At 67.7% G+C, this 15317-nt stretch carries 12 protein-coding genes; 6 read left to right on the forward strand and 6 right to left on the reverse strand.

Annotated elements, in window-relative coordinates; translation table 11 throughout:
• Positions 1-119: 119 nt before the first annotated feature.
• Positions 120-1562 carry a PucR family transcriptional regulator gene (locus AC1DZV_RS04855; protein WP_028276686.1) on the reverse strand — a complete coding sequence of 481 codons (1443 nt, stop codon included), beginning with the start codon at positions 1560-1562 and terminating at the stop codon, positions 120-122.
• Positions 1563-1707: 145 nt separating this feature from the next.
• Here AC1DZV_RS04855 and AC1DZV_RS04860 point away from each other — a divergent pair, with 145 nt between their 5' ends.
• Positions 1708-3138, forward strand: coding sequence for a gamma-aminobutyraldehyde dehydrogenase (locus AC1DZV_RS04860; RefSeq protein ID WP_476953133.1), 1431 nt, complete (start codon positions 1708-1710; stop codon positions 3136-3138).
• Between the two features lie 123 nt (positions 3139-3261).
• A complete protein-coding gene (gabT, locus tag AC1DZV_RS04865; RefSeq protein ID WP_476953134.1) occupies positions 3262-4626 on the forward strand; it encodes a 4-aminobutyrate--2-oxoglutarate transaminase in 1365 nt (454 codons plus the stop codon).
• A 162-nt stretch (positions 4627-4788) separates the two neighbouring features.
• Here the strand turns inward: gabT and AC1DZV_RS04870 are convergent, their stop codons facing one another.
• Positions 4789-5568, reverse strand: coding sequence for an AMIN-like domain-containing (lipo)protein (locus AC1DZV_RS04870; protein ID WP_476953135.1), 780 nt, complete (start codon positions 5566-5568; stop codon positions 4789-4791).
• A 191-nt stretch (positions 5569-5759) separates the two neighbouring features.
• Here AC1DZV_RS04870 and AC1DZV_RS04875 point away from each other — a divergent pair, with 191 nt between their 5' ends.
• Positions 5760-6632, forward strand: coding sequence for a universal stress protein (locus AC1DZV_RS04875; protein ID WP_476953136.1), 873 nt, complete (start codon positions 5760-5762; stop codon positions 6630-6632).
• On the opposite strand, the gene AC1DZV_RS04880 is transcribed toward AC1DZV_RS04875, so the two are convergent.
• The 4 genes from AC1DZV_RS04880 to rarD all read right to left on the reverse strand — a co-directional run bounded on the left by AC1DZV_RS04880 (position 6599) and on the right by rarD (position 10536).
• Positions 6599-7420 (reverse strand): class I SAM-dependent methyltransferase, encoded by an 822-nt coding sequence (locus AC1DZV_RS04880; RefSeq protein ID WP_476953137.1) that lies wholly within the window; start codon positions 7418-7420, stop codon positions 6599-6601. The two genes, AC1DZV_RS04875 and AC1DZV_RS04880, sit on opposite strands and share 34 nt — an antisense overlap.
• Positions 7421-7485: 65 nt before the next feature.
• The gene (locus AC1DZV_RS04885; protein ID WP_476953138.1) at positions 7486-9018 is read right to left on the reverse strand and encodes a putative bifunctional diguanylate cyclase/phosphodiesterase; all 1533 of its coding nucleotides are present in this window, start codon (positions 9016-9018) and stop codon (positions 7486-7488) included.
• Positions 9005-9409: a DUF7793 family protein gene (locus tag AC1DZV_RS04890; protein WP_243181987.1), complete on the reverse strand. Its 405-nt coding sequence runs from the start codon at positions 9407-9409 to the stop codon at positions 9005-9007. The genes AC1DZV_RS04885 and AC1DZV_RS04890 overlap by 14 nt, the downstream gene beginning before the upstream one ends.
• Before the next feature lie 92 nt (positions 9410-9501).
• A complete protein-coding gene (rarD, locus tag AC1DZV_RS04895; RefSeq protein ID WP_476953259.1) occupies positions 9502-10536 on the reverse strand; it encodes an EamA family transporter RarD in 1035 nt (344 codons plus the stop codon).
• Between the two features lie 121 nt (positions 10537-10657).
• Here rarD and AC1DZV_RS04900 point away from each other — a divergent pair, with 121 nt between their 5' ends.
• From AC1DZV_RS04900 to exaC, 3 genes are all read left to right on the forward strand, one after another.
• Positions 10658-12103 carry an FAD-dependent oxidoreductase gene (locus AC1DZV_RS04900; protein ID WP_476951590.1) on the forward strand — a complete coding sequence of 482 codons (1446 nt, stop codon included), beginning with the start codon at positions 10658-10660 and terminating at the stop codon, positions 12101-12103.
• A gap of 105 nt (positions 12104-12208) precedes the next feature.
• Positions 12209-13588 carry a GAF domain-containing protein gene (locus AC1DZV_RS04905; RefSeq protein ID WP_476953139.1) on the forward strand — a complete coding sequence of 460 codons (1380 nt, stop codon included), beginning with the start codon at positions 12209-12211 and terminating at the stop codon, positions 13586-13588.
• Positions 13589-13721: 133 nt separating this feature from the next.
• A complete protein-coding gene (exaC, locus tag AC1DZV_RS04910) occupies positions 13722-15245 on the forward strand; it encodes an acetaldehyde dehydrogenase ExaC (protein ID WP_476953140.1) in 1524 nt (507 codons plus the stop codon).
• Positions 15246-15317: the final 72 nt, after the last annotated feature.

Genomic DNA, 15317 nt, shown 5'->3' on the forward strand with positions numbered 1-15317 from the left:
GATGTTTGTGACTCAGCCTTTAGTGGCGAATATCTCTGCAAGTGACCCCGCGTTGCTTGAGTTGCGGCTGGTGTGCGGCGGTGGTCGGCTGCGGGGCTGCGGGTCAGCGCGGGTGCCGGTCAGCGCGGGTGCCGGGCGCTGAGCCGCTGCACCGCGAGCGCGAGCCAGAGCTGCACCCGGTCCGCTGTCTGCGCGGGGTCGTATCCGGTGAGTTCGGTGATCTGCGCCAGCCGGTAGCGGACAGTATTGCGGTGCAGCGTCAGTTCCTCGGCGACGGCCGCCACCGAACCGTTGTTGCCGAGGTAGCTTTCCAGCGTGGCCATGAGTTCGGCGCCGTGCGCCGCGTCGAAGGCCCGCAGCGGGTTCAGTGATTCGCTGGCCATGTCCGCCAGCGGAACGTCCTCGCTGGCCAGCAGCAGCGAGGTCAGGCTCAGCCGCTCGGGCTCGTTGACCGGCAGCCCGTGGCTGGCCGCGTCGCGGGCCTCGAAATAGCTCCAGCGCAGGCCGTTGGGCTTGGTGTACGCCCCGCCTATGCCGATCGTGGCATGGATCCCGGCCTCGGCGAGGTGGTCGCTGAGGCTGCGGGCAAGGGCGCTCGCGCCGCTGCCGTCGTCGGCCACCACCACCACGAGGTCCTTCCCGACGACGGAGCCGACCGCCGCAGCCAGCGGCTGGGGCAGCGACGAGCTTCCCAGCTGTTTCTGGTGGGCGGCCGATTCGGCGAGCAGGACCACGTTCTTGCGGGTGCTGTTAATGCCGACGCCGGCCAGGCGCCGGGTGGCTTCGGACGCCTCCAGCGTCCCGTGGATAACGTCGTCGAGGACCTGGCCCGCCAGCGCCCGCTGCGCCTGCCGTTGCTTGACCATGTTGTTGAGCTCAACGCTGATCAGGTTTTGGGCGTAGCCCACGATGCCCGTGTCCTCGAACGGCTGCTTCACCCACAGGGTGCAGGCGTCGCGGCGTCCTGTGGGGATGGGATAGGACGCCCAGCCCTCGGCCTTGGGCGCCGGGTGGCCGGCAACGCTGTTGTACAGCTGGGCGGTGAACTGGGTCAGGACGATCTCGGTGCGCAGCATCGACCCCAGGTGTTTCAGGAGCTCGGCGAGGCCGCCGCCGGTCAGCAGGGCGCGGGCCAGGATCTGGTGCCCGGCGATGAGCCGCTCAAGCTTGACCAGGTGGTCCGCGGACTGGGCGTCGGCCACGAGCTTTCCGATCGCGATGAACGGTGTCTCGTAGGGCACTTCCACCACCGGCAGCCCCCACCGGTTGGCTTCGGCGATCAGGGCCGGCGGAACGGCGTCGTGCGTCAGGCCCACCCCGAACCCGATGCCCACCGCGCCTGCCCGCTGGACCTGACGCACGAACCGGCGCTGCTCCGCGGCACTCTTGAGCCGCATCCCGGTCGTCAGGATCAGTTCGCCGCCGTTGAGGAACCGCTGCGGATCCTCCTGTTCGGTGACGGCCACCCAAAGAATGTCCTGGTGCCAGGTGGTTTCGGCGAGTCCGGCCTTGGTGAGATGCAGGGACGGAACTCCCAGTAGGGCTGCGAGTGAAATGGCCATGGATTCAGGATAGCCGGGTGCTGGTCAAGCGCACTAAAGTTCTGCGGGGATGGTGTGCAGGTGCCTATTCCCTGCCTTGGCCTGCTGGCATAGGCTCGTGACCAGTCACACATCCGTCATTGGCAGTAGAAAGAGGTTGTACACCGTGGTTCAAACCTTGCAGAACTTCATCAACGGCGAGTTCGTCACCCCCGCCGGCACAGGATTGCTGCCCATCGTGAACCCCACCAACGGTGACGTGGTGGCGCAGGCGCCGATCTCGGTGCAGGCCGACGTCGACGCCGCCATGACGGCAGCCAAGAACGCGTTCAAGACCTGGAAGCACACCACGCCCGGGCAGCGGCAGCTCATGCTGCTCAAGCTCGCGGATGCCGTCGAGGCCAACAGTGACGAGCTCGTGGAGGCCCAGCACCGCAACACCGGCCAGGTCCGCTCCCTGATCGCCTCCGAGGAAGTGGCCGCGGGCGCCGACCAGCTGCGCTTCTTCGCGGGCGCCGCCCGCATCATGGAAGGCAAGTCCGCCGGCGAGTACTTCGAAGGCCACACCTCCTACGTGCGGCGCGAGCCGATCGGCGTCGTTGCGCAGGTGGCCCCTTGGAACTACCCGTTCCTCATGGCCATCTGGAAGATCGGGCCCGCCCTGGCCGCCGGCAACACCGTGGTCCTCAAGCCCTCGGACACCACCCCCGAATCCACCCTGGTGCTGGCCCGGCTCGCCGGTGAGATCTTCCCGGCCGGCGTCCTGAACGTTGTCCTGGGCACCGGCGAAACCGGCGCCATGATGGTCGAGCACAAGGTCCCCGGCCTGGTCTCCATCACCGGGTCCGTCCGCGCCGGCATCGCTGTCGCCTCGGGTGCCGCCAAGGGACTCAAGCGCGCACACCTGGAACTCGGCGGGAAGGCCCCGGCCATTGTGTTCGCCGACGCCGACATCAAGAAGAGCGCCGCGGCGATCGCCGAGTTCGCCTTCTTCAACGCCGGCCAGGACTGCACGGCCATTACGCGCGTCCTCGTCCAGGATTCGGTGCACGACGACGTCGTTGCCGCCATGGTGGAGCACACCAAGACCCTGCACACCGGCTCGCAGAACGACGAAGACAACTACTTCGGCCCGCTGAACAACGTCAACCACTTCAATGCGGTCACCTCCGTCGTCGAGCACCTGCCGGCGAACTGCAAGATCGAGACCGGCGGCCACCGTGCGGGCGAGAAAGGCTTCTTCTTCGAGCCCACCATCGTCACCGGCGCCAAGCAGACCGATGACATCGTCCAGAAGGAAACGTTCGGCCCGGTCATCACGGTGCAGAAGTTCAGCACCGAGGACGAGGCCGTGGAACTGGCCAACGACGTGGAGTACGCCCTGGCCTCGAGCGTCTGGACGACGAACCACGGAACCGCCATGCGCCTGAGCCGCGACCTCGACTTCGGCGCCGTCTGGATCAACACCCACATTCTCCTCACCGCCGAAATGCCGCACGGTGGCTTCAAGCAGTCCGGCTACGGCAAGGACCTGTCCATGTACGGCGTGGAGGACTACACCCGCATCAAGCACGTCATGAGTGCGCTCGACGCATAACGCAGACGCATAACGCAGACGCATAACGCAGGCGCATAACGCCGGCGCATAAACGCGGATCCGCATAACTCAACCTGACGCATAACTCGCGCGCCTCAACCGCACGCTTAGGAAGGCCTTCCCATGACCACCACCGCACATGACATCACCTACCGGCTCGAGCAGAAGCGCCGCGTCCAGGCCGACTTCCCGGGCCCCAAGTCCGTTGCCTTGACCGAACGCCGCAAGGCGGTCGTCGCGGCCGGCGTCGCGTCCAGCGTCCCGGTCTTCGTGGCCGACGCCGACGGCGGCATCATCCACGACGTCGACGGCAACTCCTTCATTGACCTCGGCTCCGGCATCGCCGTGACGAGCGTCGGCGCCTCGGACCCCGCCGTCGTCGGCGCCGTGAAGGAAGCCGTGGAGCACTTCACCCACACTTGCTTCATGGTCACGCCGTACGAGGGCTATGTCGCCGTTGCCGAGCAGCTGAACCGCCTCACCCCGGGCGACCACGAAAAGCGCACGGTGCTGTTCAACTCCGGCGCCGAGGCGGTCGAAAACGCCGTCAAGGTGGCCCGCCTGGCCACCGGCCGGGACGCCGTCGTCGCATTCGACCACGCCTACCACGGCCGCACCAACCTGACCATGGCACTGACCGCCAAGGCCATGCCGTACAAGACCAACTTCGGCCCGTTCGCGCCCGAGGTCTACCGCATGCCGATGAGCTACCCGTTCCGCGAGGAAAACCCGGAGATCACCGGTGCCGAGGCCGCCAAGCGCGCCATCACCATGATCGAGAAGCAGATCGGCGGCGAGCAGGTTGCCGCGATCATCATCGAACCCATCCAGGGCGAAGGCGGCTTCATTGTCCCCGCCGACGGGTTCCTGCCGGCGCTGGCGGACTGGGCCAAGGACAAAGGCATCGTGTTCATCGCCGATGAGGTCCAGTCCGGCTTCTGCCGCACCGGTGAATGGTTCGCCGTGAACCACGAAGGTGTTGTCCCGGACATCATCACCATGGCCAAGGGCATCGCCGGCGGCATGCCGCTCTCCGCCATCACGGGCCGCGCCGATCTCCTCGACGCCGTCCACCCGGGCGGCCTCGGCGGCACCTACGGCGGCAACCCGGTGGCATGCGCAGCAGCGCTGGCGTCGATCGGCTCGATGGAGCAGTACGACCTCAACGGCCGCGCCAAGCACATTGAAGAGATCGCCCTCGGCAAGCTGCGCGAACTCGCCGCTGAGCTTGGAGACCGTTCAGTGATCGGTGACGTCCGCGGCCGCGGCGCCATGCTGGCCATTGAACTCGTCCAGGCCGGTTCCAAGGAGCCGCACCCGGAGCTGACCAAGGCCGTCGCCGCAGCCTGCCTGAAGGAGGGTGTCATCATCCTCACCTGCGGCACCTACGGCAACGTCATCCGGCTGCTGCCGCCGCTGGTCATCAGCGACGAGCTGCTGCTGGACGGCCTCGGGGTCCTGGCCGCGGCCATTAAGGCCAACGCCTAGCCCAAGGCCCAGTGAGCTGCCGGGAAGGCGATCCTTTCCCGGCGAGCCGGCCCTACCCGAAAACTGGCGACACAGCGGAGGAGCCGCGGACACCTGGTCCGTGGCTCCTCCGCTGTTTCCGGCTAGGCTTTGTTCGCCCTGCATCCGGCCCTGCGTCCGGTCCTACTTCCAGGCCGTCGCGTCCAGCTGGATCGCCACCACGTACAGGTGCTGGCCCTGCTCGATCTTCTCCACCTCAGTGACCCGCACCTTCGTCTCCGGAATCGTGCCCATCGGACGGCCGACGCCGATCCCGTAGCTCAGCACGCCCTCGAAGTCCCCGGCCGGCGCGTAGCTGGTGAGCGCCTGGTATCCGATTGCCGGCGGCGGCGCACTGGTCACGGTGCTGGCCGTGCCGTCCGGGGTGTGCGACTGGGCCCCGCGGAAGGTCACCTCGAGGAGGGTTCCCGTGCCGGGCATCGGGATGGGCAGGCCGCTGCCGTCGTCGACGAGTTCGGGGACCGTTTCGACGTCGTAGCTGGGGAAGCCACCGGTGAAGCGGAAGCTCAACTGGTCGTACGGCGGCGCGTCGGAGGGGTGCTGGCCCGCGCCGATGGCGGACAGCGCCGGCAGCGGTGCCGCCGGCGGGGGCGCGATCGGCACAGGGTTCTTGTGGTCCGTGTGGAACGGGGTGGTCGGCCCCGGCACGGACCAGTCGTGGGTGACCGTGGAGGAGATCACCTTGTCGCCTGGTTGCGGCGGCGCCGTTTCGTCGGCATCCCCGGTTGCCGACGGCGACGCGCTGGCGGTCGGGCCGGCGGGGGCGGTCGGGGACTGCGACGGCGGCTGGCTGCCGGCGGAGGGCTGCGGGGCCGGCGTGCAGGCAGTCAGGACCAGCAGGAGCGTCAGGGTTCCCACTCCCGCGGTCCGCGTCCGCGTCCGTCCGTTGCGAATGGCGTCCATGGTGCGCTCCCCTCGACCATTCCAGCGTAGGTCCGGAAGATTGTGCTGGTCAGGGTAATAAGTCACCACCTTTTGACGTGCGGCTGGACTAGAGTCGTTCCTATCCACTGCAGGAACGCAGACCGGCCGACGTCGCCCGGAACCCCCGGGGCGCAGCTGGCATCTGCCCCAGACCCAAAAGGGGTTCATACATGCGATACGTAGTCGGCTATACACCCACCGAACGTGGTGCGGACGCCGTTGCCTTGGCCTCGGCCATGGCCCGCGCGCAGGGAGCGCATCTCGACCTGGTCTATGTGGTGGATCGGCACACGCCCTATGTGGCGATGAATCCGGAAGGAAACCAGGTCAGCGCCGCGGAGCAGCAGATCCGCTCAGCGGAACGCCAGGGAATGGACCTGGTCCCCGAGGGGCTGGAGGCGCACTTCCATGTCCGCCAGGCAGAATCGTTCGCGGCCGGCCTCATCGAGGCCGCTCTCGAGTTCAGGGCCGGCTTGATCGTGGTGGGTGCCGCCAGCAGCGGCCTGTTCAAGCGCCATACCGTGGGCAACGTGGCCAACGCCCTGCTGCACGCTGCCCCGGTTCCGGTGGCACTGGCGCCGCGCGGCTACCGCCAGACCGAAGCCATCACGCGTCTGACCCTCGCGGTGGGCCAGCGCGTCGGAGCGGAGGCGGCGATCGACGTCGCGATCGAATCCGCCGAGCGCCGTGGCGTGCCGCTTCGGCTGGTTTCCCTCGTGGAACTGGACGTCGAGGGGGACGGCGGGGAGAACGTCAACGCCGCCCACATCCACGCCAACACCGTCCTCGCTGCCGCCGCGCACCGTCTGCCGGAGGGCCACCACGTCAGTGTGGAGGTCGCCCACGGCCGCACGATCGAGGAAGCGATCGATGACCTGGAATGGGACGACGGCGAGGTCATGATCGTCGGGTCCTCCCGCCTGGCGGAGAAGCACAAACTGTTCATTGGCAGCACGGCTTTCAAGGTGCTGCGGGCGCTTCCGGTTCCGATGGTGGTGGTCCCGCGCGATTACCAGCGGGTGGATGCCTTCCCGGAGGTCTGAGTCCCCGGGGCCAGGACCGCCCAGTACGCGGGAATGCTGCCGGGCGGTCCACCGGCCTCCATCGGCACCGTCTTCAGGACGGTGGGGCCCTCCGCGAGGAGGGTCCAGCGGTCCGGGGGAAACACGCGGGAGCGTTGCCCGGCACCGAAGTGGCCCGGTTTCGGCAACGAGGCAATGGCCTGGCGGAGCGGTCCCGGGATCCGCTTGCCGGTGGCGCCGAGTTCCCGCAGGTAGCTCAGGGCGCCGCCCGGGACGTTCGTTTCGACGAGGTAGATCCTGCCCCGGGTGCCCAGGAGCGCTTCGATGGAGCCTGCGAGGTGTGCCTGCCGACGCCGGCTGAGGACATGGAGCACGCCGCGGACAAAGACGTTGGCGTCGCCGAGTTCGCGCGCCAGCGCAGCCGCCGCGGCCGGTTGCGTGGCATCCAGGCTCCGGAAACTGAGGCCCGCGACCTGCGGCTGTGCGGAATGCGCGGCTGCCACGGCCTGGGGTGAGACGTCGACGCCGAGGACCGAGGCGAAGATGTCGGTGAGCCGCCGTGTGATGGTGCCGTTCCCGCAGCCGAGATCGATCACCGGAAGGCTGGTGTCCATCGCGCCGGCCATCACCTGCAGGTGGTGCCGGATCTCTTCGTTCCCGGCGCCCGGGGCGGCGTCCCAGATGACCGGTTCCCGGAGCGATCCCTGGGACACGCCGCGCCAGAAGGCATCCCAGCGCCGGTCCGGGCGGCTGGGACGGTGCAGGGAGAGCACGGCAACCCTGGCCGCGAGCCGGACACTATCTGCCACCCAGTGCACGCGTTTTCCTGGTTTGCGTTTTCCTGTTTTGCGTCTGCCCGCCGGCACGGTTCCGCTCACGCGACCGCGCCGTCTCTGTCCGCGAGCAGGTCCGTCATGTCCGCCACCGGGAGCGGGCGGCTGAAGAAATACCCCTGGCCGAACTCGCAGTTCAGCTGCCGCAGCCGGTTGGCTTGCTCCCTGTCCTCGATGCCTTCGGCGACGGCGCCCAGCCCGGCCGAATGGATGAGCTGCAGGATGGCCGCGACGAAGGCTTCCTGCTGCCGGTCCGTGGTCAGCCCGTCGAGCAGGGACTTATCGATCTTCGCCTGCGCGGCGGGGAGCGTGCGCAGGTAGCTGATGGAGGAATAGCCGGTGCCGAAGTCGTCGATCTCGATCCGGACGCCGAGGTCATTGAGCGACTGCATGGTGGCGGCCACTTCGGGGCCGCCGCGCATGATCGCGGTTTCGGTGATTTCGATCGAGATATGGCGGGGCTCGACGCCGTTCTGGGTCAGCAGGCCTTCGACGTAGGGTGCCAGATCGACGTGGTGCAGGTCCGCGGGGGAGAGGTTGATGTGCGTGCTGAAGTCCGCGGGAAGCCCCGGATCGGACTTCCAGCGGCCGGTTTGTGCGATGGCGTTCCGGAGCACCCAGTGGCCGATTTCCACGGTGAGCCCGGCCTCGTCGGCGGCGTCGAGGAAGGTATCCGGCCCCAGCAGGCCCAAGGCGGGATGGCGCCAGCGGATCAGGGCCTCGGCGCCGGCGATCGCTCCGGTGCGCAGGTCCATGATGGGCTGGTACTCCAGCTCGAGCTGGTCCGTCGCCAGTGCCGTCCGCAGCTCCGCCACCTGGTGGACCCGCTGCTTGGCGGCCTCGTGCATGGCCGCGGAAAACACCAGGAGGGTGTCCCTGCCGCGTTTCTTGGCCTCGTGCATGGCGATGTCGGCATCGCGGATGAGTTCCTCGCTTCGCAGGCCCGGTTCGCCGAGCCGGACACCGGTGCCGGCCGTGAGGGCGACCGCCACACCGCCGGCAACGATTCTGTCCTTCAGTGATTCGCCGAGCCGGGCCGCGGTCCGCAGCACGGACTCCGTGTCCTGGTCCGCGACGAGCACCGCGAATTCATCCCCGCTGAGGCGTGCGATCAAGTGGCCCGGTCCGGCCGCGGCGCTAAGCCGCAGGGCCGTCTCGCGCAGCACGGCGTCCCCGGCGGCGTGGCCGAGGCTGTCGTTGATGAGCCGGAAGGAATCAAGGTCCATCAGGATCAGGGCCGGCTGGCGTCCCGTGCCGGCCCCGGCAACGGCTGCGGCCACTTTTTCCTGCAGCAGCGAGCGGCTGGCCAGGCCGGTCAGCTCATCGGTGTTGATGACGCGCCGGAGTTCGGCTTTGGCCGCCTCCAGGAGCGCGGTCCGCTCGGCGACCCGGACTTCCAGGTCCTCGTACATGCTCTGGAGCTCTTCGGCCAGCAGGTTGATGCCGGTGGTGACTGCGTCTATCCCGTCCCGGGCCGGTGAGACCGGCAGCCGGTTCGACAGATCGCCCGAGGACAGAACCACGATGCCGTCCACGAGTTCCTCGAGGCGGCGGTCATCATCACGCCCCGTCATGGCCCTGCGAGGTCAGCCAGCGGACCGCCTCTTCACCGTTGGTGAAAAAGCGTGTCGGAACCGGCGCGGAATTGACGCCGAGGAAGAAGTTGGCGAGGACCCGGTCCACGGCGGAGGAGCCGAGGAGTGCGATTGCCGAGGCGTCGCAGTGCTTGGCGAACACGGCCCGGGCGGCCCGGCTGACGGAGTCCGTGGTGGCCATGTCGATCAGCAGCGGCGTGGGCCGGCCGCCGCACAACTCATTGACACGGTCCATGGCCAGCTGGGCGTTGGGGGCATCAATCACCACACCGCGGGCCCACTGAAGGCGCAAGATGCCGTTGCTGTCGAAGTCCAGGGACGAGATGTCGCGCCCGCCCTGAGTTTCACGATCCTCGTGTGGCACCAGCAATCCTCAATTTCGCCCCGACATGTCCCCTTCATGATGACACTAACGCACAGTGGCAGGGGTGCGCAGGCCGCCAACCCGCCGGGGCGGTAGAGCTAGGCGGCGGCGCGGGCCCGTTTCCGGGTCACGGAGTTCTTCCGGGCCGTGTGCAGCATGTCCACGGTCAGTACCAGCAGCGCCAGCCAGACGACGCCGAAGCCGGCCCACCGGTCCGGTGTCATGGTTTCCTTGAACACGACGAGCGCCACGATGAACTGCAGGACGGGCGCGAAGTACTGCAGCAGGCCGATCGTGGTCATCGGCAAGCGGCGGGCGGACGCGCCGAAGAACAGCAGGGGCACCGCGGTGATGACGCCTGACGCCACCAGCAGCCAGAAATGTCCCGCACCGTTTGCGGCCAGAGTTGCCGACCCGCTGACCGCGAGGAAGATCATGGTGGCCGCAGCTACGGGCGCCAGGACGATCGTCTCCACGGTGAGGCTTGTGATCGCCTCCGCCCGCGGGCCCACGCGCTTCTTGACGAATCCGTACAGGCCAAAGCTCAGCGCGAGTGTCAGTGCTATCCAGGGGAGCTTGCCGTAGGAGACCGTCAGCACGCCGACGGCCACGAAGCCGATGCCGACCGCGGCCCACTGCAGCGGCCGCAGCTTCTCCTTCAGGACGAAGACCCCCAGCAATACGGAGACCAGCGGGTTGATGAAGTAGCCCAGGGAGGCCTCGACGGCCTGGCCGGTGGTCACGCCGTAGGTGTACGTCAACCAGTTCACCGCGATCAGGGCAGCGGCGATGGACAGCGGCCCAACCACAGTGCGGTCCCGGAAAGCAGCAGCCAGCACCCGCCAGGACCGTGTGACGGTGATGAGCAGGACGCAGAACAGGAGGGACCAGACCACCCGGTTGGCGACGATTTCAACCGCGCCGGCCGGATGCAGGACGTAGAAGTACAAGGGCAGCAGCCCCCAGAGCCCGTAGGCGCCGATGCCGAACAGGATTCCCGCCGTCGTGTCCTTGTCCACCGGTGCCGGTCCGCCCGGCCGGGCCGGCACCGGCCCTGCTCCAGCGGCCGGGCTGGCCGGCGCTGTCAATGGGGCGGGGGACAAAGATCCTTCGGGCTTAGGCACAAAACCAATAACACCACCTGCGCGGCGCCTATTCCTGCCAATCGGAGCGCGAGCGGGCCGGTCACATTTAGAATAGGGGCCTGTGCGCTGTATCTACTGGCGCTGTCCCTAAGACTCAGAAGGGCTCCCGGTGTCCAACTCGGCCGAATCCACATCCTCTCGTCCCCTCCGTGTCGCGATTGTTGGCGCGGGCCCGGCCGGTGTCTACGCCGCGGACATCCTGACGAAATCCAATGAGGTCAAGGACGGCGACTTCCAGGTCAGCATCGACCTCTTCGAGGCCTATCCGGCGCCCTACGGCCTCATCCGCTACGGGGTGGCTCCCGACCATCCGCGGATCAAGGGCATTGTCAACGCGCTCCACAAGGTCCTGGACCGCGGCGACATCCGGTTCCTCGGCAACGTCACCTATGGCCGGGACCTGACGCTGCATGACTTCCGCGCGTTCTACGACGCCGTCATCTTCTCCACCGGCGCCATCAAGGACGCAGACCTGGATATTCCCGGGATCGGCCTGGAGGGATCCTTCGGCGGGGCCGACTTCGTCTCCTGGTACGACGGCCACCCGGACGTGCCGCGGGACTGGCCGCTGGAGGCCAAAGAGATTGCGGTGATCGGCAACGGCAACGTGGCCCTCGACGTGGCCCGCATGCTGGTCAAGCACGCCGATGAACTCCTGGTCACCGAAATCCCGGACAACGTCTACCGGGCGCTCAAGGATTCGCCGGTCACCGACGTCCACGTGTTTGGCCGCCGCGGCCCGGCCCAGGTGAAGTTCACGCCGCTGGAGCTGCGCGAACTCAGCCACGCCAAGGACGTGGACATCGTCCTGTATCCCGAGGACTTCGAATTCGACGAGGCCTCGGACGAAGCCATTCGCAGCAACAACCAGATCCGGACCATGGTCAACACCCTCACGAACTGGCTCGTCGAGGAGCACGCCGAGGCCGAGGAACCGTCCTCGCGCCGGCTGCACCTGCACTTCCTGCACAGCCCCGTCGAAATCTATGGAACAACAGACGACGCCGCGAACCCCGGCAACGTTGCCGGCATCAAGTTCGAACGCATGCAGCTGGACGGCACCGGGAACGTCAAGGGCACCGGTGAGTTCCTCGACTACCCGGTCCAGGCCGTCTACCGCGCGATCGGCTACCACGGTTCGCCGCTGGATGAGCTGGAATACGATGCCCGCCGCGGCGTCGTCCCGAACGAAGGCGGCCGCGTGCTCGACGCCGAGGGCAACCCCGTGCCCGGAATCTACGCCACGGGCTGGATCAAGCGCGGCCCCGTCGGGCTGATCGGCCACACCAAGGGCGACGCACTGGAGACCATCGGCTTCCTGCTGGAGGACCGGCTGACGCTGCCGCCGGCGAAGAACCCGGACCCGCAGGCCATCATCGACCTGCTCAAGGAGCGCGGCATCGAGTACACCACGTGGGAAGGGTGGATCAAGCTCGATGCCCACGAGCTCGCCCTCGGCGCTGAGTGGTCCGCGGCGGAGTCCGCCAACGGCATCGAACGGGAGCGCATCAAGGTGGTGCCGCGCGAGGACATGATCGAGATTTCCCGCGGGTAGCAGGGGCGGTTCCCGGCGTCTCTGGCGGGTGGCCTGCAGGCCCATTAGACTGGGCCGGACGTGGCTGCCTCCGGCACGCCATCGAGCCCGTCCAGTGGGAGTTCAATGAAGAACCTGGTCCATCCGGCAGCACTGTTACCGCCAACAGGCGGGGTCACCGCACAGCTGCGCCAGCAATATGCCAGTGCGGGCCACGAGCAGCTGGACTCCCGTGGACTGGCGTTCTCCGAGGGCCTACAGTTGCCCGGTATCAGCACCCTGATTCAGGAATCGTGGCAGCGTTCCGTCCAGCTGCACGCCAACCCGGACAACCCCGAAGCCCCGCTCGCCATGGACCGCGAAGAACTCGAAGCATACCGGCGGCAGCACCCCCTGGCCGCCATCATGCCCGTGATCCACAAGCTGCTGGTCCTGCCCAGCCACGACAGCGGCATTCTGGTGGCCGTGGGGGACGAGGTGGGCCGGCTGCTCTGGGTCGAAGGCGACGCCGCCATGCGGCGCCGGGCCGAAGGGATGATGTTCGTCCCGGGAGCCGACTGGTCCGAGGCAACCGTTGGCACGAGCGCCCCGGGTACGGCGCTGGCCCTCGGCCGCGGCATTCAGATCTCCGGCGCCGAACACTACAAGCGCTCCGTCCACCCGTGGAGCTGCACGGCCGTGCCGTTCCACGATCCTGATTCCGGCGCCCTGCTGGGAGTCGTGGACATCACCGGCACGGAATCGGCCGTCGCCGCGCATACGTTGTCCCTCGTCGAAGCGACAGTGGCCGCCGCCCAGGCGCATCTGCGGGTGGAACGGCTGCAGCTGGCCGCAGCCGGGCAGTCCCCGGCGTCCCGGCGGCGGAGCCCGGCGCCGAAAACGTCCGGGGACCCGGGCGCCAACAGCCTCTACCGCAACAGCCTCCAGCTGCTCGGCCGGGACCAGGCGCTGCTCAGCATCGACGGCCGCACCGTGGCCCTGTCCGCCCGGCACAGCGAAATCCTGGCCCTGCTCAGCACCCACCCTGAAGGGCTGAACGCGGAGGAGCTCTGCACCCTGCTCTACCCCGGGGATGCCTCCACCATGACGCTGCGGGCCGAGATGGTGCGCCTGCGCAAGGTCCTGCATCAGCTCAACCCGGACGCGGTCCCGGACTCTCGGCCCTACCGGCTACCAATGGACCTGTTGCCGGACTCCGCCCAGGTCCTCAACTGCCTGCAGCGCGGTGCCCACCGGATAGCGCTGGAAATTTACCGCGGCGCCGTGCTGCCCCGCTCCGAGGCGCCCGGCATCGCCGAGCTGCGGAGCCGGGTCTCTTCCCTGCTGCGCGAGGCCGTGCTGACGGACGGCAGCGCGGAATCGCTCCTGAAGTACGCCGAGCTGCCCGAGGCAAGGGACGACGTCGAGGTCCGGTCCGCCGCACTGAAGCTGCTGCCGCCCCGCTCGCCCAAGCGCGCCGCCGTCGTCGCAGATCTCGAACGGCTGGACCGGGAACTGAGCGCCTGACCGGCCTTTCCCGGGAAAGTGACCCGGATCACTTGCTTGCAACCTGACTGCAACCTTCCGGCTTCTACGCTGTAGGCAACGGTGAGCGCCAGAAACTGGCCGCCACAAATTTTGCACAGCAAAGGAGCTAGCAATGACTGTCTACGCCCAGCCCGGTACCGAGGGCTCGAAGGTCACCTTCAAGGACCGCTACGAGAACTGGATCGGCGGCGAATGGGTTGCCCCGGTCAAGGGCCAGTACTTCGAGAACATCACCCCCGTCACCGGCAAGGTCTTCTGCGAGGTGGCCCGCGGCACCGCCGAGGACATCGAGCTGGCGCTGGACGCGGCCCACAAGATCGCACCGTCCTGGGGCAAGACCTCCGTGGCCGAGCGTGCCGCGATCCTGAACAAGATCGCCGACCGGATCGATGAGAACACCGAGATGCTCGCCGTCGCCGAATCCTGGGACAACGGCAAGCCGATCCGCGAAACCCTCAACGCCGACATTCCGCTCGCTGCGGACCACTTCCGCTACTTCGCCTCCGCCGTGCGCGCGCAGGAGGGACGACTGTCCCAGCTCGACGACGACACCACGGCCTACCACTACCATGAGCCGCTCGGCGTCGTCGGCCAGATCATCCCGTGGAACTTCCCGATCCTGATGGCCGTCTGGAAGCTCGCCCCGGCCCTCGCAGCCGGCAACGCCGTCGTCCTGAAGCCGGCCGAGCAGACACCGTCCTCGATCCTGGTGCTGATGGAACTGATCGGCGACCTGCTGCCGGCCGGTGTCCTCAATGTGGTCAACGGCTTCGGCGTCGAGGCCGGCAAGCCGCTGGCCTCCAGCCCCCGTATCCGCAAGATCGCCTTCACCGGGGAAACCTCCACCGGACGGCTGATCAGCCAGTACGCCAGCCAGAACCTGATCCCGGTCACGCTGGAGCTCGGCGGCAAGAGCCCGAACATCTTCTTCAACGACGTCGCGGACACCAATGACGCGTTCTACGACAAAGCCCAGGAGGGCTTCACGCTCTTTGCCTTCAACCAGGGTGAAGTCTGCACCTGCCCGTCCCGCGCCCTGGTCCAGGAAGACATCTACGATTCCTTCATGGCCGACGCCGTGGCCCGGGTGGAGAAAATCATCCAGGGCAACCCGCTGGACACCGAAACCCAGCTCGGCGCCCAGGCCTCCAACGACCAGCTGGAAAAGATCCTGTCCTACATCGACATCGGAAAGCAGGAGGGCGCCAAGGTGCTCACAGGCGGTGGCCGGGCCGAAATGCCCGGAGATCTGGCCGGCGGCTACTACGTCCAGCCGACCATCTTCGAAGGCCACAACAAGATGCGGATCTTCCAGGAGGAAATCTTCGGCCCGGTGGTGTCCGTAACCCGCTTCAGCGACTACAACGATGCCATGGGCATCGCCAACGACACCCTCTACGGCCTCGGCGCCGGCGTCTGGTCCCGCAACGGCAACGTCGCCTACCGCGCCGGCCGTGAGATCCAGGCCGGCCGTGTGTGGGTCAACAACTACCACGCCTACCCGGCCGGTGCCGCGTTCGGCGGGTACAAGTCCTCCGGCATCGGCCGCGAGAACCACTCGATGATGCTGGACCACTACCAGCAGACCAAGAACCTCCTGGTCAGCTACAACGAAAACAAGCTCGGCTTCTTCTAAGCCGCATTGACCCGGGGGGGGGGGGGGGGGGGGGGGGGGGGGGGGGGGGGGGGGGGCGTGACCCGCCCCGGG

This window comes from Arthrobacter sp. P1_D12 (genome assembly GCF_056406175.1).